At 62.3% G+C, this 26,566-nt stretch carries 23 protein-coding genes; 6 read left to right on the top strand and 17 right to left on the bottom strand.

All coding sequences use genetic code 11. The annotated features are described in order from the left end of the window. Positions 1–6: 6 nt before the first annotated feature. The 7 genes from tadA to treP all read right to left on the bottom strand — a co-directional run bounded on the left by tadA (position 7) and on the right by treP (position 9,367). A complete protein-coding gene (gene tadA, locus NUH87_RS22860; protein ID WP_338522788.1) occupies positions 7–498 on the bottom strand; it encodes a tRNA adenosine(34) deaminase TadA in 492 nt (163 codons plus the stop codon). Then, on the bottom strand, positions 498–1,874 hold the full coding sequence (locus NUH87_RS22855) for a multicopper oxidase family protein (protein ID WP_338522787.1): 1,377 nt from the start codon (positions 1,872–1,874) through the stop codon (positions 498–500). The genes tadA and NUH87_RS22855 overlap by 1 nt, the downstream gene beginning before the upstream one ends. Positions 1,875–1,962: 88 nt before the next feature. Beyond that, complete coding sequence (locus NUH87_RS22850) at positions 1,963–2,253, bottom strand: PTS transporter subunit EIIB (protein WP_338522786.1); 291 nt, start codon at positions 2,251–2,253, stop codon at positions 1,963–1,965. A 2-nt stretch (positions 2,254–2,255) separates the two neighbouring features. Beyond that, the gene (gene ptsP / locus NUH87_RS22845) at positions 2,256–4,805 is read right to left on the bottom strand and encodes a phosphoenolpyruvate--protein phosphotransferase (RefSeq protein ID WP_338522785.1); all 2,550 of its coding nucleotides are present in this window, start codon (positions 4,803–4,805) and stop codon (positions 2,256–2,258) included. A gap of 63 nt (positions 4,806–4,868) precedes the next feature. Continuing rightward, the gene (locus NUH87_RS22840; protein ID WP_338522784.1) at positions 4,869–6,092 is read right to left on the bottom strand and encodes a carbohydrate porin; all 1,224 of its coding nucleotides are present in this window, start codon (positions 6,090–6,092) and stop codon (positions 4,869–4,871) included. Positions 6,093–6,192: 100 nt separating this feature from the next. Continuing rightward, positions 6,193–7,842, bottom strand: coding sequence for an alpha,alpha-phosphotrehalase (gene treC / locus NUH87_RS22835; protein WP_338522783.1), 1,650 nt, complete (start codon positions 7,840–7,842; stop codon positions 6,193–6,195). 82 nt (positions 7,843–7,924) lie between these two features. After that, entirely contained in the window at positions 7,925–9,367 is a 1,443-nt protein-coding gene (gene treP / locus NUH87_RS22830) for a PTS system trehalose-specific EIIBC component (protein WP_338522782.1), read from the bottom strand. A gap of 225 nt (positions 9,368–9,592) precedes the next feature. Here treP and treR point away from each other — a divergent pair, with 225 nt between their 5' ends. Continuing rightward, entirely contained in the window at positions 9,593–10,297 is a 705-nt protein-coding gene (treR, locus tag NUH87_RS22825; protein ID WP_338522781.1) for a trehalose operon repressor, read from the top strand. Between the two features lie 19 nt (positions 10,298–10,316). On the opposite strand, the gene NUH87_RS22820 is transcribed toward treR, so the two are convergent. From NUH87_RS22820 to NUH87_RS22810, 3 genes are all read right to left on the bottom strand, one after another. Next, a complete protein-coding gene (locus NUH87_RS22820) occupies positions 10,317–10,838 on the bottom strand; it encodes a DNA-binding protein (protein WP_338522780.1) in 522 nt (173 codons plus the stop codon). Between the two features lie 4 nt (positions 10,839–10,842). Further along, complete coding sequence (locus NUH87_RS22815; RefSeq protein ID WP_338522779.1) at positions 10,843–11,121, bottom strand: hypothetical protein; 279 nt, start codon at positions 11,119–11,121, stop codon at positions 10,843–10,845. A 294-nt stretch (positions 11,122–11,415) separates the two neighbouring features. Further along, entirely contained in the window at positions 11,416–12,315 is a 900-nt protein-coding gene (locus NUH87_RS22810) for a LysR family transcriptional regulator (protein WP_338522778.1), read from the bottom strand. 137 nt (positions 12,316–12,452) lie between these two features. On the opposite strand from NUH87_RS22810, the gene NUH87_RS22805 reads away from it, so the two are divergent. Both NUH87_RS22805 and NUH87_RS22800 read left to right on the top strand, forming a co-directional pair. Beyond that, the gene (locus NUH87_RS22805; protein ID WP_338522777.1) at positions 12,453–13,358 is read left to right on the top strand and encodes an alpha/beta hydrolase; all 906 of its coding nucleotides are present in this window, start codon (positions 12,453–12,455) and stop codon (positions 13,356–13,358) included. A gap of 47 nt (positions 13,359–13,405) precedes the next feature. Continuing rightward, positions 13,406–14,170 carry an SDR family oxidoreductase gene (locus NUH87_RS22800; protein ID WP_338522776.1) on the top strand — a complete coding sequence of 255 codons (765 nt, stop codon included), beginning with the start codon at positions 13,406–13,408 and terminating at the stop codon, positions 14,168–14,170. A 128-nt stretch (positions 14,171–14,298) separates the two neighbouring features. Here NUH87_RS22800 and NUH87_RS22795 read toward each other — a convergent pair whose 3' ends face one another. The 7 genes from NUH87_RS22795 to NUH87_RS22765 all read right to left on the bottom strand — a co-directional run bounded on the left by NUH87_RS22795 (position 14,299) and on the right by NUH87_RS22765 (position 22,926). Continuing rightward, positions 14,299–15,519, bottom strand: a complete 1,221-nt coding sequence (locus tag NUH87_RS22795) for a diguanylate cyclase (RefSeq protein WP_338522775.1) — start codon at positions 15,517–15,519, stop codon at positions 14,299–14,301. Positions 15,520–15,611: 92 nt separating this feature from the next. Next, the gene (locus tag NUH87_RS22790) at positions 15,612–16,529 is read right to left on the bottom strand and encodes a hypothetical protein (protein ID WP_338522774.1); all 918 of its coding nucleotides are present in this window, start codon (positions 16,527–16,529) and stop codon (positions 15,612–15,614) included. Positions 16,530–16,617: 88 nt separating this feature from the next. Next, positions 16,618–18,075 carry a 3-hydroxybutyrate oligomer hydrolase family protein gene (locus NUH87_RS22785; RefSeq protein ID WP_338522773.1) on the bottom strand — a complete coding sequence of 486 codons (1,458 nt, stop codon included), beginning with the start codon at positions 18,073–18,075 and terminating at the stop codon, positions 16,618–16,620. A gap of 229 nt (positions 18,076–18,304) precedes the next feature. Beyond that, on the bottom strand, positions 18,305–19,882 hold the full coding sequence (gene guaA / locus NUH87_RS22780; RefSeq protein ID WP_040070595.1) for a glutamine-hydrolyzing GMP synthase: 1,578 nt from the start codon (positions 19,880–19,882) through the stop codon (positions 18,305–18,307). Between the two features lie 105 nt (positions 19,883–19,987). Beyond that, entirely contained in the window at positions 19,988–21,457 is a 1,470-nt protein-coding gene (guaB, locus tag NUH87_RS22775) for an IMP dehydrogenase (RefSeq protein ID WP_338522772.1), read from the bottom strand. Positions 21,458–21,539: 82 nt separating this feature from the next. Continuing rightward, complete coding sequence (locus NUH87_RS22770) at positions 21,540–22,088, bottom strand: sugar ABC transporter ATPase (protein ID WP_338522771.1); 549 nt, start codon at positions 22,086–22,088, stop codon at positions 21,540–21,542. 70 nt (positions 22,089–22,158) lie between these two features. Further along, the gene (locus NUH87_RS22765) at positions 22,159–22,926 is read right to left on the bottom strand and encodes a sulfite exporter TauE/SafE family protein (protein WP_338522770.1); all 768 of its coding nucleotides are present in this window, start codon (positions 22,924–22,926) and stop codon (positions 22,159–22,161) included. Between the two features lie 100 nt (positions 22,927–23,026). On the opposite strand from NUH87_RS22765, the gene NUH87_RS22760 reads away from it, so the two are divergent. The 3 genes from NUH87_RS22760 (at position 23,027) to NUH87_RS22750 (ending at position 26,301) form a co-directional block, all read left to right on the top strand. Next, positions 23,027–23,926 (top strand): LysR family transcriptional regulator, encoded by a 900-nt coding sequence (locus NUH87_RS22760; protein WP_338522769.1) that lies wholly within the window; start codon positions 23,027–23,029, stop codon positions 23,924–23,926. 155 nt (positions 23,927–24,081) lie between these two features. Next, positions 24,082–25,461 (top strand): exodeoxyribonuclease VII large subunit, encoded by a 1,380-nt coding sequence (gene xseA / locus NUH87_RS22755; protein WP_338522768.1) that lies wholly within the window; start codon positions 24,082–24,084, stop codon positions 25,459–25,461. 18 nt (positions 25,462–25,479) lie between these two features. After that, a complete protein-coding gene (locus tag NUH87_RS22750) occupies positions 25,480–26,301 on the top strand; it encodes a peptidoglycan DD-metalloendopeptidase family protein (protein ID WP_338522767.1) in 822 nt (273 codons plus the stop codon). Positions 26,302–26,566: the final 265 nt, after the last annotated feature.

Here is a 26,566-nt window from a genome sequence, read left to right as displayed (position 1 = left end):
GCGGAGTCAGGACTTGCTTCTGCGGGTCTTGAAAAACTCGCTGAGGATCGCCCCGCACTCCTCGGCCAGCACCCCGCCTTCGCACAACACCCGGTGATTCAGGAAGCCCTGGGTGAAGAACTGCCCCTGGCTCTGCACGATCCCGGCCTTGGGCTCCAATGCGCCATAGACCACCCGCGCGATCCGCGAATGCACGATCAACCCGGCGCACATGCTGCACGGCTCCAGGGTGACGTACAGTGTGCTGCCCGGCAGCCGGTAGTTGTCGAGCGCCTGGGCGGCGGCGCGGATGGCGACCATCTCGGCATGGGCACTCGGATCGCTGCCACTGATCGGGCAATTGAAGCCACGCCCGATGATCTCACCATCCTGCACCAGCACCGCCCCCACCGGCACCTCGCCCAACCGCGCACCCTGGGCGGCCAGCGCCAGGGCCTCGCGCATGAAGTCCTGGTCGCGACTGCGGTCGATGATCGCCGCGGGTCGTATCTGACGCATCAGGCCACCTCGATGGCGGCCATCAGGCCGGTTTCCATATGGTCGACCACATGGCAATGAAACATCCACACCCCCGGGTTGTCGGCAACCAACGCCACCCGCGCCCGCTCGTTCTTGCCCAGCAGGTAGGTGTCGGTGAAGTACGGTGTGATCGACTTGCGGTTCGAGGCGATCACCTTGAAGCTCATGCCGTGCAAGTGGATCGGGTGCTGGTACTGGGTCATGTTCTTGAATTCGAAAATATAGCTCTTGCCCTTCACCAGTTTGGCGATGGGCCGGTCGGCGCAGGTCTTGTCGGTGATGTCCCAGGCCTTGCCGTTGATCTGCCAGAGGCTGGGGGGGCGGCCATTATCGACGTTCACCGAAACGGAGCCAACCCATTCGAAATTGAAGTTGAGCTTTTCGGCGTTCGCCAGGTCCGGTTCGGCCACCGGATTGGCCGGCAGGGCCTTCGGCCAGTCGCCCGGCGTGCCGCTGCCGGCCACTGAACGAAAGGTCGCCAGGCGCACCGGACCGTTGCGCAGGGACAGCTCTTCACCGGCCGGCGGGGCCTTGATCGCCAGGCAGATCCGCATGCCCGGCCCCAGCCAGTACTCCTTGCCCAGCGGACGCGGCTCGACCGGGTTGCCATCCAGCGCGTAGATCCGCGCCTCGGCACCGGGGATGTTGAGACGATAGGTCAGGGTGTTGTCGAGGTTGAGCAGGCGGACCCGGGTGATCTGCCCCGCCGGCAAGTCGACCACGGCCTGCGACACCCCGTTGACGGTCGACAGCCCCCCCGCCGTCCCGCCGCGAGCGGCTTCGCGGGGAATGCTGAAAGGCACGAAGGCGCCGGCTTCATCCACGTGCCAGCTTTTCAGGCTCAAGGTGCGCTCGTGCTGGAAACCGCTGGGTTCGCGCTCTTCGACGATCAGCGGCCCGACCAGGCCGCGCCCCAGTTCTTCACTGCTGTTGACGTGGGGGTGATACCAGAAGCTGCCGGCATCCGGGACACGGAACTTGTAGTCGAAATACTCGCCGGGCAGCACCGGCAGTTGCGACACGTAGGGCACGCCGTCCATTTCCAGCGGCAGGCGGATACCGTGCCAGTGAATGGTGGTGGCGACCGGCAGGTGGTTGATGAAACGCACCCGCAGCCACTCGCCCTGGCGCACCCGCAATTCGGTGCCCGGCGCCGACGAGCCGAAGGCCCAGGCCGGCGTCTTGTGCCCGGGCACCAGCTCGACGTCCAGCGGGGCGGCGATCAGTTCATAGTCATGGCCGGCGTCGGCATCGGCCATTTTCCCCAGCCAGTAACGCGCTGCACCGCCGGCACCGACGCCCACCACTGCAAGACCGGCCAGTCCACCGAGTATCTGTCGACGGGTAAAGGACATGAACGCAACCACCTCACCGAGTAAACCGCACGCCAGGGCGCGCAAAAGGCGAATACGATACACCCGCAATTGCGAAACGGTAAGGGAATCAGTCCAGTCCCAGCAACAAATGGAGCACGCCACCGGCCAATATCATCACCCCGGCGACACCCGCCGCCCGCAACGCCGGCTGATCGACCCGGGCGCTGTCATTCAACGCCACGCGCAGGCGCGTCAATGCCACGCGCTGGTGGGACTTGAGATTGCCCTCGCCCCCCAGGGCCGCGACGATCTCCGGCCGTAGCGCCGTTTGCGCCTCGGAAACCGGCGTAGGCGGTTGATCCGCTACCAGGTCCGGCGTCAGTGCTTTCCAGAACGCCTGCTGAAATTTCTCGAACATGTTCAGTTCTCCAGGACCCGCGGCTCGACTGCCGTGGCTTGTTGATGATCGAGCAGGGCTTCACGCACCTGCCCGGCGTTTTCCAGGCCGAGAATCTGCTGGGCCAGCACCTGGCACTCCGGCAACCCGACCTCGCGGACCGCCGCCTTGATCGCCGGAATCAGCGGCACGCTGACCGACAGTTCATCCACCCCCAGGCCCAGCAGCACCGGCACCGCCAACGCCTCGGAAGCCAGCGCACCGCACACGCTGACCGGCTTGCCATGGGCATGGGCGGCTTTCACCGTAGTGGCGATCAAGCGCAACACCGCCGGGTGCAGGCTGTCGGCCTGACTCGCCAGTTGCGGATGATCGCGGTCCATGGCCAGGGTGTACTGGGTCAGGTCATTGGTGCCGATGGAAAAGAAGTCCACCTCGGGGGCGAACAGATCGGCCATCAAGGCCGCCGCCGGCACTTCGATCATGATCCCCAGTTTCGGCAATGCCTTGAGGCCCAGCGCCAGGACTTCATCCTCTAGGAACTGCCGCGCCTGCCGCAGCTCGGACAGCTGGGTGATCATCGGCAGCATGATGTGCAGTTGCGTCAGTCCGGCACAGGCGAGAATCGCCCGTAGTTGCTGACGCAACAGTTCCGGGCGTTGCAAGCACAGGCGAATGCCACGCATGCCGAGAAAGGGGTTGGCTTCGCTGTCCATCGGCACATAGGCCAGGGGCTTGTCGCCGCCGACGTCGAGGGTGCGCACCACCAGATTGCGCGCAGGTCCCAGGGCCCGGGCAATGGCCGAATACGTCGCGCCCTGCTCCTCGACACTCGGTGCGCTCTGGCGTTCCAGATAGAGGAACTCGGAACGCAGCAAGCCGACGCCTTCGCCGCCCAGGGTCAACGACTGCTCCACCTCTTGCAGCGAGGCGACGTTGGCGGTGACCTCGACACGATGACCGTCACGGGTCAGGGCCGCCTCGGCCGCCTGTTCCGTCTCGCGCTGACGGCGCTGGCGTTGTTCCTGGCGCTTGAGCAGCAGGCGCTGGACATCGGCCTCTTCCGGCATCAGGTGCAAGCGCCCGAGGTCGGCATCGAGCAGCACCTGGGTACCGGCGGGCACCTTCAGGACTTCGGCGGACAAGCCGCAGAGGGCCGGCAGACCGAACGCCCGGGCCAGAATCGCCACATGGCTGGTCGCCCCGCCACCGACGGTGGCGAACCCGAGAACCCTGCGGGTATCGAGCCCCGCCGTTTGCGACGGGGTCAGTTGATCGGCAATCAGGATCGCATCGTCCGGCAGTTCGGCAACCCGCTCCTGGACACCGAGAATCAGCCGCAGCACGCGCTGGCCGACGTCCTTCAAGTCCAGCGCGCGCTCTGCCAGCAAGTGGCTGCCCAAGCGCTCGAACAACGCGCAGGTGTCCTCGGTGGCCTGGCGCCAGGCGAACGCCGCGCTTTTTCCCTGGGTGAGCAACACCTGGGCCTGCTCCAACAGGCTCGGGTCCTCCAGCAACTCCTGGTGCGCGTGGAAAATCTGCGCCTGGGCGCTGCCCTCGGCGTTATCCCGCAGGGTCTGCAAAGCCCGGGTCGCCTCATCCAGGGCCCGCTCGAGCGACGCGCGCTCATGGGCTTCGTCGCCACCGAACTCCACCACGTCCAGTTGCTGCTCGGCGACCTGTACCACCCGACCGAACGCCGATCCCGGCGAGGCGCACACGCCACGCAACAAGGTCGGCGAAGAGGCCTCGACCACCACCGGGACCACCACCGGGACCACCACCGCCGCCGCAGGTTCGACCGCTTCGCCACAACCGTCGGCCAGCAGTGCCGCCAGCGCGTCGACCGCGGCCTGGGCATCCTCGCCCACCGCGCTGACCTGCAACACGTCGCCACGCACCGTCTGCAGGGCCATGATCGCCACCAGGGACTTGGCATTCGCGCTGTCCTGGCGCCGGTGCACGCAGATGCTCGCGGCAAACCCCTTGGCCGCCTGGGCCAGCACCGCCGCCGGACGCGCGTGCAGGCCATTGGCATTGGGCAAGGTCACGGGACTGGAGAACAACGCCTCGCCCTCCTCTTCCACCACGGCGCCCGCGGGTGAGGCGTGACGCTCGATCCGCATCAGCGGCTCGCCGCTTGCAATCAGGCCACTGGCCGCCGCCGGCCGCGTGAAGGTCTCGCCACTGACCACCAGCACCAGGGTCAGCAGGCTGCGGGCGTGCAAGGCGATGTAGTCGGCATCGAACTCGATCAACGCCTGCCCGGCCACGACCCGCTCGCCCTCGCGGACCCGGGCCGTGAAGCCCTTGCCTGCCAGTTGCACGGTGTCCAGGCCGATATGCATCAGCACCTGCACCCCTTGATCGTCGGTAATGCTGATGGCGTGGCCGCTGGCCTGGACATTGCTCACCACCCCGGCCAACGGCGCGCAGAGCACCCCGGACGTCGGGTCGATGCACAGGCCATCGCCGATCATGCGACTGGAGAACACCGGGTCAGGTACCTGATCCAGCTCGATCAGCACCCCGGACAGGGGCGCGAGCAATTCCAGGGAAGAGGTTGCGCTCATGACATCACCTTTATCATTGTTCTTTGACGCGCCGGCGCTGCGAAGGCCCCGCCAGCATAAGACTTATTTCCACCAATACTCGACCTGCACACCAAAATTGGAGCCGTGCAGATCGCTGCCGAACGCACCGGTATCGGACAGTGCCGAACCGGCCGCCAGCTCATTGGCCGCACGCTGGGCTGCCGCGTTCCAACTGGCATAGGTGTAGTAGACACGGACCTCGGGGCGCGCCCAGAAATCCGGGCCCTTGGGCGACCAGGTGGGGGCGAAGGTAAACTTGCTGAGCTTGCGGGTGCCGCCCGGGGCCTCGATCTGGTCGTGGCCCAGTTCGGTCACCAGCTTGAACTGCTCGGTAATGGCATAGGACGGGCGCACACCGAGGGACATCCAGGTCTGGCCCTGGCCGTCAGGGCGGATATCCTTCTGGTACACCGCCTCGATCTGCCCGCCAAAGCGCGGCGTCACCTGCCAGTCGAAAAACTCCACAGCGCGGTAGCTCTTGTTGCTGGTATCCAGGCTCGTGTCACCGGTATAGCCCAGCCCGGTGCCCGGCCCTTCGCCGTATTGCAAGGCGAACTTGTTCTTGCCGCCGAGGAAGTTCTTCTGCACATGCTGCGCGGTGATTGCCCACCCCTGATGGGTATCGCGGCGATTCGGCGCGTCGATGTAACTGGCACCGAACTCCAGTTCGCCGTCGGGATTGACCTTGAAGCCGGCGACGTTGAAGTCGTGACGGTTTATATAATCCTTCTGGTACAGGTTGTCCTTGCGCGAGAAGGCGTAGCTGTATTTCAGGTCGCCGATCTTCACGTCCTCGATACCGCCACCGGTCGCGCTCTGGTTCCAGTAGTAGAAGTCGGAGATATGGATGTCGTTACGCTTGTAGTAACGACGTCCGGCCCACAGCGAACCCCCGTTGAGCGAGGGCAGGTTCGACCACTGGGCGTACATCTGCGGCATGCGGACCGTGCCGTTGTCACCGTCGAAACTGGGGTTGTGATCGTACTTGTTGTAGAGCGACGCCATCCCGTCGACGCTGAACACCGAACCGTCGTCGAGGGTCAGCAGGTCCTGGCGCAATTCAAGTTCGGCGTACTGTTCGCACTCGTTGCCCAGTCGATATTTGGACGGTGCGCCGGGCAACTGGAAACAGCTTTGCGAACTGCTGTTGACCGAACTGCCCATGCCGCTGCGCAAGTAACCGGCGAACTCCAGGGCCTGGGCCGAGAACGGCAATCCCAGGCACAGGCAAGACACCGCAAGACGACGATTTATTGTTGTTTTCATTGGCTTCCCCATTATTTTTATTGTGTCTTGGCACCTGATTATCGGGCGCAGCCTCCCCGCGCACGATGGGGTGCGAACAGCATTGAATGAATGAAACGCCTTACTTTTCCGACAGATGCAGCACAAAGGATTCGTAAGGTCGCAGCGACAGTTGTCGGCTACACGGTAGGCAATCGTCGTAGTTGCCGATCACCAGGCGCTGGGTCTGACTCGCCATGAAGACACCTTCGGGCAACTCGACTTCACAGGGCTCGGCATAGAAGTTGTTCACCACCAGCAGCCGCTCGCCCTGCCCTTCACGCACATAAGCCCAGACCCGTGGATGCTCGGGCAGCAACTGACGGTAGACGCCGTCCACCATCAGCGCTTCGCGGCGCCGCAAACCGACCAGGGCGCGGTAGTGATGCAGCACCGAGCCGGTATCGTCGAACTGTTGCTCGACGTTGATCCGGGCCGCGTTCGCCGGCACACCGATCCAGGGCTGTGCGCTGCTGAAGCCGGCATTCGGCCCCGCGTCCCATTGCATCGGTGTGCGCCCGTTGTCCCGGGATTTCTGCATGATCGCCGCCATGCTCAGGGCTTCGGACTCGCCGGCTTCGCGCTTGATCCGGTGGATGTTCAGGGTTTCGACATCGCGATACTGCTCGATGGACTCGAAGCCCGGGTTGGTCATGCCCAGCTCTTCGCCCTGGTAGATGTACGGCGTGCCCTGGAGGAAATGCAACGCGGTGGCGAGCATCTTCGCCGACACGTCCCGGTATTCACCGTCATGACCGAAGCGCGAGACCACCCGCGGCTGGTCGTGGTTACACCAGAACAACGCATTCCAGCCGCCACCGGCCTGCATGCCGGTCTGCCAGTCGGAGAGGATGCGCTTGAGTTCGAGGAAATCGAAATCGGCGCACACCCATTTCTCCATGTTCGGATAATCGACCTTCAGGTGGTGGAAGTTGAACGTCATCGACAGCTCGCGGGACTCCGGCCGCGAATAGCGGATGCAGTGCGCGAGGCTGGTGGAGGACATTTCGCCGACATTGATCAGGTCATGGCCTTCGAAAACTTCGCGGTGCATTTCCTGCAGGTAGTCGTGCACGTTCGGGCCGTCGGTGTAGAAACGGCGGCCGTCGCTGGCGTCCTCGGGAAAATCGGCCGGTTTGGAGATCAGGTTGATCACGTCCAGGCGGAAACCGCCGACGCCCTTGTCGCGCCAGAAGCGCATCATCTTGAACACTTCCTGGCGCACCTGGGGATTGTCCCAGTTCAGGTCGGCCTGGGTGTGGTCGAACAGGTGCAGGTAATACTGGCCGGTCTGGGCCTCGTACTCCCAGGCATTGCCACCGAACTTCGACTGCCAGTTGTTCGGCTGGTCGCGCCAGATGTAGAAGTCCCGGTACGGGTTGTCGAGGCTGCTGCGGGCCTGGCGAAACCATTCGTGCTCGATGGAGGTGTGATTGACCACGATGTCGAGCATCAGCTTGATGCCGCGCTTGCCGGCTTCGGCAATCAGCAACTCGCAGTCGGCCATGGTCCCGTAGCTCGGGTCGATGGCGTAGTAGTCGCTGATGTCGTAACCGTTGTCGCGCTGCGGCGAGCGCAGGAACGGCGTGATCCACAGGCAGTCGACGCCCAGCCACTTGAGGTAGTCGAGCTTGTCGACCACGCCCAGCAGATCGCCGGTGGCCTGGCCTGAATGGCTGTAGAAACTTTTCGGGTAGATCTGGTAGATCACCGAACGCTGCCAGTCTTGCATGGGGATTCCTTGGTGGTGCCAGTGATATCTGTGTGGTGCTTTCGGACGTCGGCGCGAGCACGCTCGCGCCTGTGGGGCCGGGTCAGGCCACGCGGTAGCCGGGCCGGATGATCTTCATGCTCAACCCGCAGGTCAGCAGGAACGGCACGACGATGGCGATGACCATGCCGACGATGAACATCGGGATGTACTGCGGAATGATCGAGATGAAGCCCGGCAAGCCACCGACGCCGATGGCCGAGGCCAGGACCTTGTTCAGCGACAGGAAGATGCTCGCCAGGCCAGAGCCGATCAGCGCCGCATAGAACGGAAACTTGTAGCGCAGGTTGACGCCGAACATCGCCGGTTCCGTGATGCCGAAATAGGCGGAAATCGCCGAGGTCGAGGCCATGCTGCGATCCCGTGCATTGCGGCTCATGTAGAACACCCCAAGTGCCGCGCTGCCCTGCGCCAGGTTGGACATGACGATCATCGGCCAGATGAAGGTGCCGCCATGGGTGGCGATCAGTTGCAGGTCCACCGCCAGGAACATGTGGTGCATGCCGGTGATGACCAGCGGCGCATAGAGCATCCCGAAGATCGCACCGCCCAGGACGGGCGCCACATCGAACAGCCAGACCACGCCTTCGGTGATCAGGATGCCCAGGTGACGGGTCACCGGACCGATGACAGCCAGGGCCAGCACCCCCGTGATCACAATGGTGGTAATGGGCACCACCAGCAACTGGATGGCATTCGGCACCCGCGCCCGCAGCCATTTCTCGATGACGCTCATGACATAGGCGGCCATCAGGATCGGCAGGATCTGCCCCTGGTAGCCGACCTTCTCGATGCGGAACCAGCCGAAGATGTCGAAGTACGGCAGGCTCTGCCCGTCCAGGCCAGCGACCGCCTTGCCGTAGTTCCAGGCATTGAGCAGGTCGGGGTGCACCAGCATCAGGCCGAGCACGATGCCGAGGATTTCGCTGCCGCCAAAACGCTTGGCCGCCGACCAGCCCACCAGGGCCGGGAGGAACACGAAGGAGGTGTTGGCCATCAGGTTGATCAGGCTCCATACGCCGTCCAGCGACGGGTAGGCCTCCAGCAGGGTCTTGCCCTCGATGAACATGCCCTTGGCGCCCATGAGGTTGTTCGCCCCCATCAGCAGGCCGGCAATGATCAGCGCCGGCAAAATCGGCATGAACACATCGGAAAACACCCGCACCAGACGCTGCATGGCGTTGGCCTTGTCGGCGCCCTTCTGCTTGACGTCGGCGATGGTCGAGGCGGCCATCCCGGTGATCTCGCGCAAGGCCGCGTAGACCTTTTCCACCTCCCCCGGACCGATGACGATCTGGAACAGACCGCCGGTGAAGAACGACCCTTTCACCAGGTCGATATGGGACAACGCGGCCTTGTCGACCCGACTCGGGTCCTTGAGGGCCAGGCGCAGGCGGGTGACACAGTGAGCGGCCTGCTCGAGGTTTTCAGCGCCGCCGAGGCCTTGCAGCAGCTCGCGGGCGATATTCGGATAGTCGTGGCTCATGCTTTTCTTCCACTGTTTCTTGTTATTGGAGGGTGTTGGCGGCACACAGGAAAGAAAAATACTCGTCTGTACGAGTTAAAGCAACAACTCGTACAGACGAGTTTAGGATTTATCGGTAAAAGATCCGACAAATGGACAAAGAGGCGAGCTGCCCTTAAGGTTCCAGCCCTAGGACATCGCGGCGGCCAACCTGTTGGCGAGCATTTTCGATCCAGAGCGAACAGCATGAGCAAATACAACCAGATCTACAGTGATCTGCTTGCCAGCATTACCACCGAGCAATTGGAAAAAGGCGCCCGACTGCCGTCGGAAACCGAACTGATGGACAGCTACCAGGCCAGCCGGGGCACCGTGCGCAAGGCCATCGAGCAATTGCAGGAGCGCGGTTTCGCCCAGAAGATCCATGGCAAGGGCACCTTCGTGCTGTCACGCAGCCCGATCGAGTTCCAGTTGGGCGGTATCGTCAGCTTCCAGGAGGCGCACTCCAGCCTTGGCAGCAACATCGGCACCGAAGTGGTGGAGTTCAGCGAGATAGCCCTTGAAGGCCCGCTCCTGGAGCGCCTGAATGCCGAACCGGGCAGCCCGGTAATCCGCATCAAGCGGGTGCGGCGCATCGACGGCAAGCGGATCATCCTCGACATCAACTATTTCGTCGCCGAGCTGATCCCCGGCCTGACCCGGGACATCGCCGAACACTCGATCTACGCCTATATCGAACAGACCCTGCAACTGAGCATCAGCTTCGCCCAGCGCACCATCCAGGCAGCCCGTTGCAGCCGGGACGACCAGCAGCATCTGGACCTGGATGGCGCAAGCCATGTGATCGTGGTGAAGAACCAGACGTTCCTGCAGGATGGCCGGCAGTTCGAATACACCGAGTCGCGGCACACCCTGGACAAGTTCTACTTTTCGGATGTGGCCCGGCGCTGAGCTGGTGACGCTGGCTGAGTCATATCACCAGCGCCAGCCATTCGGGGTTCACCTCGCCGAGCTTGCTGGTGGCTTTTACAAGATTGATATCCTGGGCCACCTGTGCGGTTTCAATCATGTGGGGCTCAAGGTCGTAGCCCCGGCTTTCGAGCCAGACCAGGACCTCCGCCAGATGCCAGACCGAAGCGCTTCCCTCGTGGACCGCCAACGGAAATGACGCACCATGACTGAGCATGAGCTTGCGCATGTTCTGCCGCGAAACGCCGACAATATCGGCGATATCCGAAAGACCGACCAGATCAGGCACGACCTCGATGAGACGCGCATCGGGGATGGCGCGCTTGACGTCTTGCAAAGCGCTAAGCAATGCCTGGGTGGCGCTCTCGGCATCTCGGCAGAACTTCAGCGCCAACCGTCCAGGGATCCCGCAGCCGACTAGCGAGTCGTCGCAACCGTTCTCCAACAGAAGCTCGATCAACGCGTCATGATCGTTGTTTTGCTCCGAGAGCTGGTACCTCAGCGTGAATTGGTACTCCTCCATGCTTCTACTCCTTAAGCGCTGCGCTCAGAGGATTATCACTGGCGCGGTTCAGATCACAGTTGCCAACAACCAGCCGCAATTCACGGGCATGCCTGTATACGTTACGTGGAGTGCTATAAACGCTCGTCATGCAAAACTCGCCACATCGACACAACTCACTGTTGAGCGGGCAGTACATCCTGCCCCAAGCATGCGAGCCGCCTACTTTGACTCGCCAGCCCAATGCCTCTGCATGACGCAGTACGTTCTCGATCTCCTTGATCGGGTGTCTTGTTCTAGCCATCCCTAGCCTCCAGTCTTGCTCCAAGCGCAAAGGTTGTCAAATGACAACCCAATCCATTTATCGACAAAAAATGACTCGACCGACGCGTTAATTCAGTGCCGGTTTCTTGGAGTCTAGGAAGACAAAAAACGTTGATAGATCAATGTGTTTGCGGGGTATTTCAAAGGCGATGGCGACGATTTTTCCTACCGTCTGAAACGACAATGGCGGTCATACCGAGGTATAGACCGCCATTGCTTCAACGCTGGGACTTACAGCACCTGGCGAACTATTAGGAATTTCCTGATAGTTGCGTCAGTCTGCATCCCAATAGGGTGGGCTCCCAAATGCCTCACGGAGCCAGTCCGCAAGTGCCCTGAGCTTCGCCGAGGGGTGCTGACCGTCAGGGTGTGCAATGTAGATGCACTCCTGCTCAGCCTCTATGCCGATATCGAGCCGCGCCAGGGAACCGGCCTTGAGGGCATCGCCGACAATGAACTGCGGCAGTAACGTGATACCCAGACCGGCCACCGCTGCATCGCGCATCATGTCCCCATTATTGAGCACCAAACCGGACTGACCATGGACGATGAGGGTTTTTCCCTGCTGCATGAAACGCCAATCCGCCCCCCCGCGATTCGAGTAGAAAATTCCTCGATGCCCTTCCAGCTCTGCAGGCGTGGTCGGCTTGCCATTGCGCGCCAGGTACTCCGGCGACGCGACCAGTACCCGCTTGCTGGTCGCCAAGGTCCATGCCACAAGATAGCGGTCCTCGATCACACCGTGCCGGACGATGGCGTCAAACCCGTCGGAGGACGGGTCTACCCGACGATCATTCAAATCCAGCGTGATCTGTATCTCCGGGTGCCGCGCCAGAAACGGGTACAAGGCCGGCCCAAGATGCATTCGCCCAAAGGTCACAGGTGCCGAGATCCGCAACGTGCCGGCAAGCATGCCCCGGCGCTCGGACATGACGGCTGACGCCTCCTCGACCTCCTTTACAATTCTGATGGCGCGCCGCAGAAACTCATGCCCGTCTTCCGTCACCGAAATCTTGCGGGTCGTTCTCTGAAGCAGGCTGGTGCCCAGCTCTTTTTCGAGCTCGACAATTCGCTCACTCACCACGGATCGGGATACGCGGAGCCTGAGAGCTGCTTCACTTAGAGACTTGCATTCGGCGACCGTGACAAAGGTCGCAATACCATCGAGCTTCATGATTGTTCGGTTTTTCCGAAATCCTGATCAGGAATTTGAAGGCTACTCCGTCAGATTGCGCAAGACCATACTCGCCTCACTCCCTCGGACCAACAGTGATCGCCAGGTGGCCATCCCCGCAGGGTTAGGAGTCAAACATGCTCAAGTACTTTGCCGCGACCGCGATCACACTGGCTCTGGCCCTGCCGGCAGCCGCCGAAGTCAAGCCATTCCCCAAGGCATTCCACACGCAAGAGATTCAAGCCAACGGTGCGACCCTCCATGTCGTGACCGGCGGACAAGGCCCGGCCGTCGTACTGATCCACGGCTTCGGCGACACGGGCGATATGTGGTCTCCGCTGGCTGCCGAGTTGGCCAAGACCCATACCGTCGTGGTACCCGACCTGCGCGGCATGGGGCTGTCGTCTCATCCAGAGGGGGGTTACGACAAATGGAACCAGGCGGCGGATATCCGCGCCGTGCTGACCAAGCTGGGTATCGAGCATTCCGCGATTGTCGGGCATGACATCGGTACCATGGTCGCGTATGCCTATGCCGCCCGCTACCCGGACAAGACCGACCGCCTGGTCGTGATGGACGCCCCGGTACCGGGCATCCCGCCATGGGACCAGATCGTGCGCATGCCTGCGCTGTGGCATTTCAACTTCGGCGGCAAGGATGCCGAACGTCTGGTCGCCGGCCGTGAGCGCATCTATCTGGACCGCTTCTGGAACGAGTTCGCTGGCGATCCCGCGAAAATTGACGAAGCGACCCGCCAGCACTACACCCAATTCTATGCTCGCCCAGGTGCAATGCATTCGGCATTCGCGCAGTTCCTGAGTATCAATCAGGACGCGGAGCAGAACCAGAAGGTGATGGGCAGCAAGCTGAACATGCCCGTGCTCGCAATCGGTGGTGCGAAGTCCTTCGGCGCCAACGAAGCCGCCGTAATGCGCAATGCCGCCACCGATGTCACCGAAGTCGTGATTCCCGATGCGGGCCACTGGCTGATGGAAGAGGCGCCGGCGCCGACGATTGCGGCAATCAAGAGCTTCATCGAGTAAACCTTTATCTCTCACCCGATCAGAATCAATATTCGAGGAGTTTTCTCATGGGACGTTTGACCAACAAAGTCGCGATCATAACGGGCGCCAGCGCCGGCATCGGTCGCGCCACAGCCAAGCTGTTCGCCGCCGAAGGCGCCAAGGTGGTCCTGGGCGCACGCCGTCAGGACGAACTGGCCAATCTCGTCACGGAGATCAAGGCCGCAGGGGGCCAGGCCGTCAGCCTGGCCGGAGATGTACGTTCGGAAGACTACGCCAAGGCGTTGGTCGCCCTGGCTGTCGAACAATACGGCCGGCTCGACATCGCGTTCAATAACGCCGGTACGTTGGGCGAAGCAGGCCCGTCCACCGGCGTATCGGAAGCAGGCTGGAACGATGCCATCGCGATCAACCTCACAGGCTCCTTCCTTGGCGCCAAGCATCAAATTACGCAGATGCTCAAGCACGGAGGAGGCTCGGTGATCTTCACGTCGACATTCGTCGGATACAGCGCCGCATTTCCAGGCGTCGCCGCCTACGCCGCCAGCAAGTCCGGCCTGATCGGCTTGACGCAGTCGCTGGCTGTCGAGTTCGGTCCGAGCAATATACGGGTCAATGCAATCCTGCCAGGTGCCGTCGATACCGACATGTACCGTGCGATGAATGACACACCGGACAAGGCCCAGTTCGTCACGCAGCTGCATGCCCTGAAGCGGGTGGCAACACCGGAAGAGTTGGCTCGTTCGGTACTTTATTTAGCTTCCGACGATTCAAGCTTCGTGTCCGGAACCGCTTCGTTGATCGACGGCGGGCTGTCGATTAACAGGACTTGAACCCACCACAGGGGGGTCAGCCTCCTACGCGGTAAAGGCCGAGCAGAGATCCGCTCGGCCAATACGCCCAGGTTTGGGAGCGAGGAGCGCGACGTTCTTATTCATGCGAACCCGAATTTCCTTCAAGCTCAGCTCACGATATCCGGGGCTTCCGGGCAGACCCTGTTGCGCCCACCCTCCTTGGCCCGATACAGGGCTTCATCTGCCCGCTTCACCAGATCGTCCGCCGTTTCTCCTTTGCGCAGAACCGCAACGCCGAAGCTGCTGGTCTTGCTGCCAATCTCGGCAAAGGCATGCGCTTGCACACCGGCGCGCAAGTGCTCGGCCAGGTGCAAGGCCTGTTCCAGAGTGGTCTGAGGACAAAGAATCAGGAACTCCTCGCCGCCCCAACGGCCCACGGTGTCGGTCGCCCGCACCACGCGACTCAAGATGCCGGTGAATTCCTGGAGTAGGCTGTCTCCAACCAGATGCCCGTGGCTGTCGTTGACGGACTTGAATTTGTCGATGTCGCTCAGGATCACCGCAAGCGGGTGGCTGTCAGGGTCGGCCAGCGTCATGGCGCTCTTGAAAGCCTCGTCCAGGCCCAGGCGGTTGACCGTGCCGGTCAGCTTGTCGGTCACTGCCAGCTTGGCCAGCGTCTGCTGCGCGTCAAGCAACTCAGCGGTTCGCAGCGCGACCTCCTGGCTCAGAATCTCGTTGTGGCGCACCTGGAACTCGTGGGCCTTTTGGAGTCGGCCGTAAGCATCGTTGAACCCATCGACCAGCACCGTCAGTTCATCGTGCGGCGTCCGTGGACTGCGGCGCAGCACAAAGGGCGTGAAACTCTTCCCCGGCTCGAAGGACTTGGCGAACTCCGCCATCTGCGTCAGATGTCGCGTGATCATCCATGAGATCAGCAAGAGGATGCTGATCGAAGTGACCAGCGACTTGCCCCCTTGTGTTGCCAGCACGATGCTGATGCGATCAATGGTTCGGCCATAAAGCGTGTGCAGATTGGGCGCGATGTAGATCTTGCCGACGACCACCTCATTGCGCCGCAAAACGTACTCGAAGAGCTTCCCCGCGTCAGGATCAACCTGTCCGGTTGTCAGCGCGGCCGACTGGCTGGGACCGTAGTGGATCGTGGCGCCAGCGACCCAGGGCGAATGACCGATACCATCGAGCTGCACCTGCATGCCGCCGACGTTGAAGTTCCATGCCGCATCGGCAAGACCAGGCAATTGATTCTGCTCGATGTAGCGCATGCCCTGCTCTAGTTCGGACACATCGCGTCGGTAGTCGAAAAACAACTGCAACGAGGTCGCGACTAGCGCCGCCGTCGTGCTGATGCAGAGGATCCAGACCAGCATGCGTCGCGCAAGTCCACGCGGCGCAATGAGAATCAAAAGGGAATTATTGCACGATCGGTCGCTATTCCTGGCCCGGAGATTTGCATCCATGTTTACTTGGCCTGCCTACGAAACGGTGAATAGCGGGCGTAGACGTCCTCGTAGAGTTTGGCCGCTTCCGGATCGAGCAGGCGGGCTTCTGCCTCGATCCACGGCGGACGTTTGCCTGCCTGGGCAACGACCTCATTGACCCGCTCGACGATCTTTCGTCCCCACGGTCCCTTGGTGCAAGCCACATATCCGAGCGTGTATTCAGGTTGACCGGCGATGGGAACGTAAACAAACTTGGCCGCCGCAGGCATTTTCAAGTGCCTGGCGAACCAATAGACCTCGTCCGGGTAGGTAATGATGTAGTCCACCCACTCGCTGGCTAACTGGCTGAAAGGCGCTTCGTCGTCGGCACTCGTCTGGAAGACGTTCTTCTGTCCGGCTGCCGCCGTGAAAGCATCCAGAACGACAGGCGGGTAACCCCGCATCTCTTGGCGGACGGTGGTCAACGATAGGTCATGCATCAGTCGGGTGATGTCCATGGCCCCTTCAGCATTACGGTAGGCCGCTAGGCGGGCCACCCGATCGGATCGCACGACGATGTAGTACGGGAGCACGAACTCAACCGGGTTGCTGAACTCCATATACGCCTCGCGCTCGACCGTCTTGAGCAGGCTAGGCTGGCAAACTTGCAGGCCCTGCTTCATCAGGCCGGAGACGCGTGCCAGGCTGGAGCGTTCGATGACGCTGTGGTACTCGGGCGTGCGTTCAATGAAATATTGCAGAAACACGTCTGCGTACCCTTGGCCCTTATAGGGGCCATCGGTAATGCTGACCGGTGGATTGCCCGGCATCTGCCAACTGATAGCGGTATCGTCGGCACGAGCGCTGGCACCCATCATCAGATGGCATAAAATCATCCCGGCTCCGATGAACATGCGGACAGATGAACTTCGCATCTTCCCGAGGGTGGCCTTCAACATTTCGGCGCTCCTTTGAAATCACTCGCGACGACGCTCCTTGTCCCTAGCCGGCCGCATCCTCCATCTGCGACCTCTGGAGAGGCGTTCATCAAGGCACCAGCAAACTCGGGCAGTGCCCCGCCTGCGCCGGCGCGTCGGTAATCGCACCGCCGCGAGCGACGCACTGATCGGGCGGCAGTGGCGCTTTTTGTTCGACAAAGCGGACGAGCAGGTCGAAGGCGTGCTGAGCGTGCGGCTCGATCAGCTCAAGCTGAGGGAAGATGTTCGCGTAGCTCTCGACGTGATTGCCGTTCTGGATCTCATAGAGGCGATAGGCTGGGGCGTGCTTGCCGCCTTGCGCAGCAACCTGCCGCGCATAGGCTCGCGCATGGTGGTCGATGGGCAGCAACGCATCCATCGTGCCAGCGACCGTGATCAGCGGACGCTTGATCTTGCCGCTGGTGGCGATGGCAGCCACATTCTCACCTGTCGTCGAGGCCGACAGTCGTGCCAAGTAGTTGTACCTGCCTGGTCCGGCGCCATAGGTGTTGTAGGTAGGATCCAAGCGCTTTTGCCATTGGCACTGCGTAGGCTCCCAGAATGAGCCAGCGTGGCTACCCCACAGCGAGGCCGGGCCGCTGGCTGTGTCGGCGACGAGATCGGGCGGATAGCCGGCCGCCATGATGTTCAACGCGGCGGTGCTCGTCGGCGAGCGGCCGGAGGCGAGATAGTCGGGGTAGTTGAGGATCGCCGGGGGCAGGTCAGTCAGCAGATTCGGCCCGCGGGGATCGACAAAAGTACCCTCCCAATCAACACCGCCGTCGAAGTATTCCGGTGCTGTTTCGATCGCGCGGCGCACCTGGTAGCCGCCGTTCGACGTGCCGACAGCATAGGTATAGCGTGGCTCGTGGCCGTACTGTGCCTGGACGCCGAGGCGTGCCAGGTCGGCGGCCATCACCATGAAGTCACGCCAGCGGGCGAATTCCTGGCCAGGATCGTCGTCGTAGTAGTGGACATAGCTTGGCTTGTCCGCAGGACCGGTTCGGCACGCCAACGGATCAGCCGCCGTGCTCGCTTGCGCGCTGAGCACGCCCTTGTTCTGCGAAGCATAGGCGTAGCCCTTCTGAAGCACGTAATCGCTCCAGACGAAGTCGCCGTTGAATTCGCTGCGCGCACCGGAGGCGCCTGCAACAACGAGGCTGCCGTTCCAGTCCTTGGGCAGCCGCAGCAGGAAGCGCGCCTGCCCCTGCGGATCCTTGGCGAAGCGAGCCTGAATCTGCAAGCCGGGGACCGCCTTCTTGATCGGCGGCCTGCTGGCAGCATTCGCCACGAGTATTGCGCGGTCAGCCTGCGGCATAAACGCCAAAGGAGGCAGGCCGTGCAACGAGTTATCGGCCGGCGTGGTGCCGGGGTTGCGGGTCGTCAGATCGGGGCTTTCGACGCAGCTGGCGTCGGCGAGTTGTGAGTCCAGTTTCCTGAGCACGCGCTCGCAGGGACTTAGCGTACCGGCGGTGGCCGCGCCTGCGAGGATCAGCGGAGCAAGGGCAGCGGCCGTCGATTTCCACAAGATTCGTTTCCTCGGTTTGATGTTTCAGTAGCCAGCTCAGCTGGAATCACCCGATAACCAACAGGTACGCAACGCCGATACCATGAAACCGCAACAGGCCCTCTTCATGGTATTGGCGAATCAAGCAGCCGCTACTCCAACCGGTAGCATCAAAATGCCATTGGTGATACAGAATAAACGATCGGCAGAGTTGTTATTCTGTTTATAACCAAATATTTACGCTATCAACTCACTCCCACTCAATCGTTGCCGGCGGCTTGCTCGACACGTCGTAGGTGACGCGGGAGATGCCGTCGATTTCGTTGATGATCCGGCCGCTGACGGTTTCCAGCAGCTCGTAAGGCAGGTGTGCCCAACGGGCGGTCATGAAGTCGATGGTTTCCACCGCACGCAGGGCCACGACCCAGGCGTAACGACGACCATCACCTACCACACCCACCGATTTCACCGGCTGGAACACCACGAACGCCTGGCTGACCTTGTGGTACCAGTCGGCCTTGCGCAGTTCTTCGATGAAGATGTGGTCGGCGCGACGCAGCAGGTCGGCGTATTCCTTTTTCACTTCACCGAGGATCCGCACGCCCAGGCCCGGGCCCGGGAACGGGTGACGGTAGACCATGTCGTACGGCAGGCCGAGTTCCAGGCCGAGGCGACGGACCTCATCCTTGAACAGCTCGCGCAGCGGCTCGACCAGCTTGAGGTTCATCTCTTCCGGCAGGCCACCGACGTTGTGGTGGGACTTGATCACGTGGGCCTTGCCGCTTTTCGCGCCGGCCGACTCGATCACGTCCGGGTAGATGGTGCCCTGGGCCAGGTACTTGATGTTGTCCAGCTTGCAGGACTCGGCATCGAATACGTCGATGAAGGTGCGGCCGATGATCTTGCGCTTCTTCTCCGGGTCCGACTCGCCGGCCAGGTTGTTCAGGAACTGCTCTTCGGCATTGGCACGGATCACCTTGACGCCCATGTTCTCGGCGAACATGGCCATCACTTGCTCGCCTTCGTGCAGGCGCAGCAGGCCGTTGTCGACGAAGACACAGGTCAACTGGTCGCCGATGGCCTTGTGCAGCAGCGCCGCGACCACCGAGGAGTCGACACCGCCGGACAGGCCCAGCAGGACGTTGTCGCTGCCGACCTGGGCACGGATCTGGGCAATGGCGTCTTCGGCGATGTGCGAAGGCGTCCACAGGGCTTCACAGCCGCAGATGTCGAGGATGAAGCGCGAGAGGATGCGACCGCCCTGCTTGGTGTGGGTCACTTCCGGGTGGAACTGCACGCCGTAGTAGCCACGTGCATCGTCGACCATGCCGGCGATCGGGCAGCTCGGGGTGCTGGCCAGGATATGGAAGTTGTCCGGGATCCGGGTGACCTTGTCGCCGTGGCTCATCCAGACGTCGAGCCCCAGGACGCCGTCGGCATCCACATGGTCTTCGATACCGTCGAGCAGGCGGCTCTTGCCGACCACGTCGACACGGGCGTAACCGAACTCACGCAGCTCGGAACCCTCGACCTTGCCGCCCAGTTGCTCGGCCATGGTCTGCATGCCGTAGCAGATGCCGAACACCGGCACACCCAGGTCCCAGACGGCTTGCGGGGCACGCGGGCTGTTGGCTTCGTGAACGGATTCCGGGCCGCCGGCGAGGATGATCCCGCGCGGTGCGAATTCGCGAATCGCTTCGTCGTCCATGTCGAACGGATGCAGTTCGCAGTACACGCCGATTTCACGCACGCGGCGGGCGATCAGCTGGGTGTACTGGGAACCGAAGTCGAGGATCAGGATGCGGTGGGCGTGAATGTCGAGGGCCATGAGTCATTCTCGTCAGTGAAATCAGAAACAACACGGGGCTGTCATCAACAGCCCCGGTTCAAATTCGTCAATCGCCTCCCGACCTCGGCCAGGAGGCGATCACTATCAACCTACGCGATAGTTTGGAGCTTCCTTGGTGATCTGCACGTCGTGAACGTGAGATTCGGCCATGCCGGCACCGGTGATACGCACGAATTCAGGCTTGGTGCGCATTTCTTCGATGTTGGCGCTGCCGGTGTAACCCATCGAGGAACGCAGGCCGCCCATCAGTTGATGAACGATGGCGGTCAGGGTGCCCTTGTACGGTACGCGACCTTCGATACCTTCCGGCACCAGCTTCTCGGCACCCGCGGAGGAGTCCTGGAAGTAGCGGTCGGAGGAACCCTGGGACTGCGACATCGCCCCCAGCGAACCCATGCCGCGGTAAGCCTTGTAGGAACGGCCCTGGAACAGTTCGATTTCGCCTGGAGCCTCTTCGGTACCGGCGAACATCGAGCCCATCATCACGCAGGAAGCACCGGCCACGATGGCCTTGGACAGGTCACCGGAGAAACGGATGCCGCCGTCGGCGATCAACGGTACGCCGGTGCCCTCAAGGGCGGCGGCGACGTTGGCGATGGCGCTGATCTGTGGCACGCCGACACCGGCAACGATACGGGTGGTGCAGATCGAGCCCGGGCCGATACCGACCTTGACCGCGTCCGCGCCCGCTTCGGCCAGGGCCTTGGCGGCAGCGCCGGTGGCGATGTTGCCGCCGATCACCTGCACTTCAGGGAAGTTCTGCTTGACCCAGCGAACGCGGTCGATCACGCCTTTGGAGTGACCGTGGGCGGTGTCCACCACCACCACGTCGACACCGGCGTTGACCAGTGCCGCGACGCGATCACCGGTATCTTTACCGGTGCCGACCGCGGCGCCGACACGCAGACGACCCTGGTCGTCCTTGCTGGCCAGCGGGTAGGCCTTGGATTTTTCGATGTCCTTGACGGTCATCATGCCCTTGAGGGCGAACTTGTCGTCGACGATCAGCACTTTTTCCAGGCGGTGCTTGTGCAGCAACTCGCGGACTTCGTGCTTGTTGGCGCCTTCGCGGACCGTGACCAGGCGCTCTTTGGGCGTCATCACTTCGCGAACCGGGACATCCAGGCGGGTTTCGAAACGCACGTCACGGGAAGTGACGATACCGACCAGGTCGCCGTCGTGCAGCACCGGCACGCCGGAGATGTTGTGCATGCGGGTCAGTTCGAGCAGGTCACGCACCGTGGCATCGGCCTCGATGGTGATCGGGTCCTTGACCACGCCGGCTTCGAACTTCTTGACCTTGCGCACTTCGGCAGCTTGCTGCTCGATGGTCATGTTCTTGTGGATAATGCCGATACCGCCTTCCTGGGCCATGGCAATGGCCAGACGGGCTTCGGTCACGGTATCCATGGCGGCGGAAACCAGCGGAATATTCAGCTCGATGCCACGGGTAAGGCGGGTCTTGAGACTGACTTCGTTAGGGAGAACCTCGGAATAACCGGGCACTAGGAGAATGTCGTCGAAGGTCAGGGCTTCTTGGCTGATACGCAGCATCGCGGGGGCTCCCGAGCGGGAAAATGGAAGCGCGCCATTATACTCAGATGGAGCCCTGGGCTCAATGTAAACCTTGGCTTATTTAAAGCTCCACCTTCACCCAGGCGACCGGCTGATCCAGCCAGTCGGCGAACTCGTCGAGAAAGCTCTGCTTGAAGCCGGCCTCGAGCCAGTTGTTGAAGATAAAACCCAGGTTGGAGAAAGCGCATTCCTGCAGAAACAGGAAGCCGTTGATATCGTCCTCATGGCCACACAGCGGGCAGATGAAGTTCTCGGTGCGCCCGGGCATCCAATCTTCAAGACTGTCGAACAGCGCCTCGCCGACTTCCCGGCGACACTCGGCGCAGCCCGCCTCCCCGAGAAAGCCCTTGGCCGGGGTATAGATGCAGCGCTTGGTGACGATTTCCAGACCGTTGATCGGCTCATGGAGCGGCAGCGCCTCCGGGCGCAGGACCACGCTGGTGGCGCCCGGGGCAATGGCATGGGCCATGCGGTTGCCGGTGCGACCGCAGGTGCTCAGCTGTTCCTCGATGATGTTCTTGCGCACCAGCCAGCGCACAATGGCCCGGGCCCGGGGTTCGTGGACCGGCAGGGTGGAAATCTTCGGGACGATGATGCTTTGGGAATTCATGGGCACGGCCTGGAGCAAATAGTAGTGGCGCTCTTTGTCGGCCGGCAGCTTAATCCCTGATGCCCTCAGGTCAAGTGCTCAAGTACCGCGTGATCAAGGCTATGCCGCTGGCCAGCACCAGCCAGGTCACCAGGCGGACGAACGCTTCACGCGACAACTTCGCCGTCAGCCGCCGCCCCACCCACAAACCCGACGCCATCGCCGGCAGTAAACACACCGCCAGCATCAATAAGGGTAGCTCGGCATAGACACCGGCGATCACGAACAGCGAAAGACGCACCACCGTGCTGCAACTGATCAGCGCACTTTGCGTCGCCCGGGCCGCATCCTTGGGCAACCGGCTGTTGAGGTAGATCGCATATAAAAAGCCGCCGCTGCCAAACAGCGCGCCAAACATCCCGCCTACCGTGCCCATGGGCACCGACCACCCCGCCGCCAGCTGCGCCGGTCGTACCTTCACCAACAGGCTGTAGACCGCATAGGCACTGATGAACAGGCCCATCAGCAGCAACAGGATGTCGGCCTTGAGGTTCAACAGGAAGATCACCCCCAGGGTGCAGCCCACCGCCATGCACGGCAGCAACCGTAGCAACTCGGGCCTGACGACGTCCTTGCGCGAAGGCAGCAGATTGCCAAAGGCCGCGACAAAATCCAGCAGCACCAGCAAGGGCACGATCTTCGACAGCGGCATGAACAGGATCAGGATCGGCCCCGCCACCAGCGCCGTGCCGAAACCCGCCACGCCGAACACGATATAGGCCAGGGCGACGCCCAGCTCCACCACCAGCCAATCGGTGGCGCTGAACGGCCACTGGTTCAATAGGGCAACAAGACTCATGAAGCACACTTCCACAATGGGTTCGATTGACTTTAGCCAGTGCCGAGCCTTGCGACTAATATATTCAAAGCCCGTTACTCATCTCGAAAAGGCATGACTCGTGATTTCCACCCGCCAACTGCGCTACTTCGTCGAGATCGCCGAATCCGGCAGCTTCAGCGCCGCCGCCGAACGCCTGTTTATCGCCCAATCGGCCTTGAGCCGGCAAATCAAGGAACTGGAAAGGCATTTGCAGACCCCCTTGTTCGAACGCACAGCGCGCCAGCCGAGACTGACCGCGGCCGGCGAAGCTTTTTATCCCCGGGCCAGGAATCTGCTGAGCGAGCTGAACAAGGCCAGCACGCTGGCGACCCAGGTGGGCAACGGGCAACTGGGGACCTTGCGCCTGAGTCATTCCAGCACGGTGCCGATGAGCGGTCGATTGCTACGGGCGATCAGTCATTATCTGGAGCAGAGTCCCGGGGCGTCGATGGATATCGTCAAGCTGTCCTCCGAAGCCCAGCTCGAAGAACTGGCCGAGGGGCGGCTGGATATCGGCCTGCTGCGCCTGCCGGTGTTGCGTCAACGCGAGGGCGTGCAGATCCTGCCGCTGTTCAGCGAGCGCCTGCTGCTGGCGGTGCCGCCGAATCATCCGCTGGCGGGCTCGACCGAGGGCATCGACCTGGCGGGGCTGAAGGACGAAGCCTTTATTTCCATTCCGCATCCGCAGCGCGGCGGCTTGAGTTATCTCTCGGCCGAGCTGTGCATGCGCCAGGGCTTCTTTCCCCGGGCGGCGCGGGTGGTGTCGCGCAAGACCACCCAGTTGCAGTTGATCCAGGCCGGATTCGGCATCGCGCTGCTGCCCGAATCGATGCAGGACATCGCCCCGACGAACATCCATTTCCTGCCGCTCAAGGACCCGGATTGCCAGAGCACCCTGGCCCTGGCCTGCCGCCAGGCGCCCACGCCGCTGGTGGCGCAGTTCGTCGAGCGGTTTCGCGAAGACCTGCAGCGCCCCTGAAAACACCACAACCTGTGTAGGAGCCGGCTTGCCGGCGATGAGGCCAGCAAGCCTTGCAGCGTCCATTCGGACACCATCGCCGGCAAGCCGGCTCCCACACGGTGAATGTGCACAGTCATGGAGATTGGCAAGCAAATGCCTTTATCATGCCGCCCATGATTAAAGATCCCTTTTCACGCCTGGGCCTCGACCGCGAAGTCCTCACTGTCACCCAGCTCAACGGCCGCGCGCGGGTGTTGCTCGAAGATGTGTTCAGCAATATCTGGGTCGAAGGCGAGATCTCCAACCTCGCCCGCCCGGCGTCCGGCCATATCTATTTCACCCTCAAGGACAGCGGCGCCCAGGTGCGCTGCGCCCTGTTCCGCCAGAACGCCGCCCGCGTGCGCCAGGCGCTGAAGGACGGCCTGGCGGTCAAGGTGCGCGGCAAGGTCTCGCTGTTCGAAGGCCGCGGCGACTATCAACTGATCCTCGATACCGTGGAACCGGCCGGCGATGGCGCCCTGCGCCTGGCCTTCGAGGCCCTGAAGGAAAAACTCGGCGCCGAAGGCCTGTTCAGCGCCGAACGCAAGGTCCCGCTGCCCGCCCACCCGCAACGCATCGGCATTATCAGTTCGCCCACCGGCGCGGTGATCCGCGACATCATCAGCGTCTTCCGCCGCCGTGCACCGCAGGTGGAACTGACGCTGATCCCCACTGCCGTCCAGGGCCGCGAAGCCATTGCACAGATCGTCCGGGCCCTGAAAATCGCCGATGCCAAGGGCTTCGACGCGCTGATCCTGGCCCGTGGCGGCGGTTCGCTGGAAGACCTCTGGTGCTTCAACGAAGAAGCCGTGGCCCGGGCGGTGGATGCCTGCGTCACACCGATCGTCAGTGCCGTCGGCCATGAAACCGATGTGTCCATCAGCGACTTTGTCGCCGACGTCCGCGCGCCGACTCCGTCCGCCGCCGCGGAGCTGCTGGCCCCGGACTCCAGCGACCTGCAACGCCGGGTCGAGAGCCTGCACCGGCGCCTGGTGATGCGCATCCGCGACCGCCTGATGCGCGACCGCCTGCGCCTCGACGGCCTGGCCCGGCGCCTGCGCCACCCCGGCGAACGCCTGCGCCAGCAGGCCCAGCGCCTGGACGACCTGGACATGCGCATGCGCCGGGCCTTCGAGCGCCAGCTCAATAGCCGCCGGGAAAAACTGCTGCGCCTGGAAACCCGTCTCGCCGGGCAGCATCCGGGGCGTCAACTGGCGCTGTTGCGCCAGCGCCTGGAGAGCCTGTCCGAACGCCTGCCCCGAGCCATGCGCGAGGGGCTGAAAGCCCGGCGCCTGCAGCTGCAAAGCCAGGTGCAGACGCTGCATGTGGTCAGTCCCCTGGCCACCCTGGGTCGTGGCTACAGCATTCTGCTGGACGAGCGCGGCCAGGCCATCCGCAACGCCGAACAGACCCACACCGGCCAACGCCTGAAGGCGAAACTCGCCGAGGGCGAATTGCAGGTGCGAGTCGAGGACAATCACCTGACGCCTGTCACCCTTTCGCTACTGGACTGACTTTCAAGGGATCCGAGCATGCCCCGTTTTCTTGCTGCCCTGCTGTTGCTGGGCCTCGCTTTCAACGCTCACGCCGACAGTTATCTCACCCGCCTGCTGAACAAGCCGGTGCCCGGCGGCGTGGCCGTGGTCGATCTCGGCCCGAACGCCCAGGCGCCCAAGGCCAGCTACCAGGGCAAGCCGGTACTGGTGGTCAAGGAACAGAACAACTGGCTGGCGATTGTCGGCATTCCCCTGAGCGTGAAACCGGGCAGCCAGCAGATCAGCTCGGCAGGGCGCAACCTGAGTTTCAGCGTCGGCAGCAAGAAGTACCCGGAACAGCACATCACCTTGAAGAACACCCGGCAGGTCAACCCGAACCCGGCCGATCTCAAGCGCATCGATGACGAACTGGCGGTGCAGATTCGCGCCTATCGCAGCTTCAGCCCCGGTACGCCGAGCAACCTGTTGCTGGACAAGCCGGTCAACGGCCCGCTGTCGAGCCGCTTCGGCGTGCGCCGCTTCTTCAACGGCGAGGAACGCAACCCCCACGCCGGGCTGGACTTCGCGGTGCCGGCGGGAACCCCGATCAAGACCCCGGCGGCGGGCAAGGTGATTCTGATCGGCAATTACTTCTTCAATGGCAACACGGTGTTCGTCGACCACGGCCAGGGCTTTATCAGCATGTTCTGCCATATGTCGAAGATCGACGTTCAGGTGGGTCAATCCCTGGCACGCGGTGCAGTGGTGGGCAAGGTCGGCTCCACCGGCCGCGCCACCGGGCCGCATATGCACTGGAACGTCAGCCTCAATGACGCACGGGTCGATCCGGCGATCTTCATCGGCGCATTCCAACCCTGACTCCCGGGACACCGCAGCCCCCGGCAAAGATTGCGCAGGTCCAAAATAGTGCGCAATTGTTCTAGACTTTCAGCCAGTCCAGCAGAATAAAATCTCGGAAAAGTTTATTTTCCGAGTATTCCTCTCAATTTTTCCCACAGGCTTGCCATCTTTCACCCCAGTGGTTAGGGTTGAAGACATGAAAACCTCTCACACCCTCATTCAGCGACGTCAGCATCGCAGCCTCTGCCTCGTCAGCGCACGACTGTCGGGCTGAATCGCACGA

Origin of the sequence: Pseudomonas batumici, assembly GCF_036585405.1 — a bacterium.
In the GTDB taxonomy this organism is placed as follows: domain Bacteria; phylum Pseudomonadota; class Gammaproteobacteria; order Pseudomonadales; family Pseudomonadaceae; genus Aquipseudomonas; species Aquipseudomonas batumici.
This window is presented reverse-complemented; position numbering and strand designations above follow the sequence as displayed.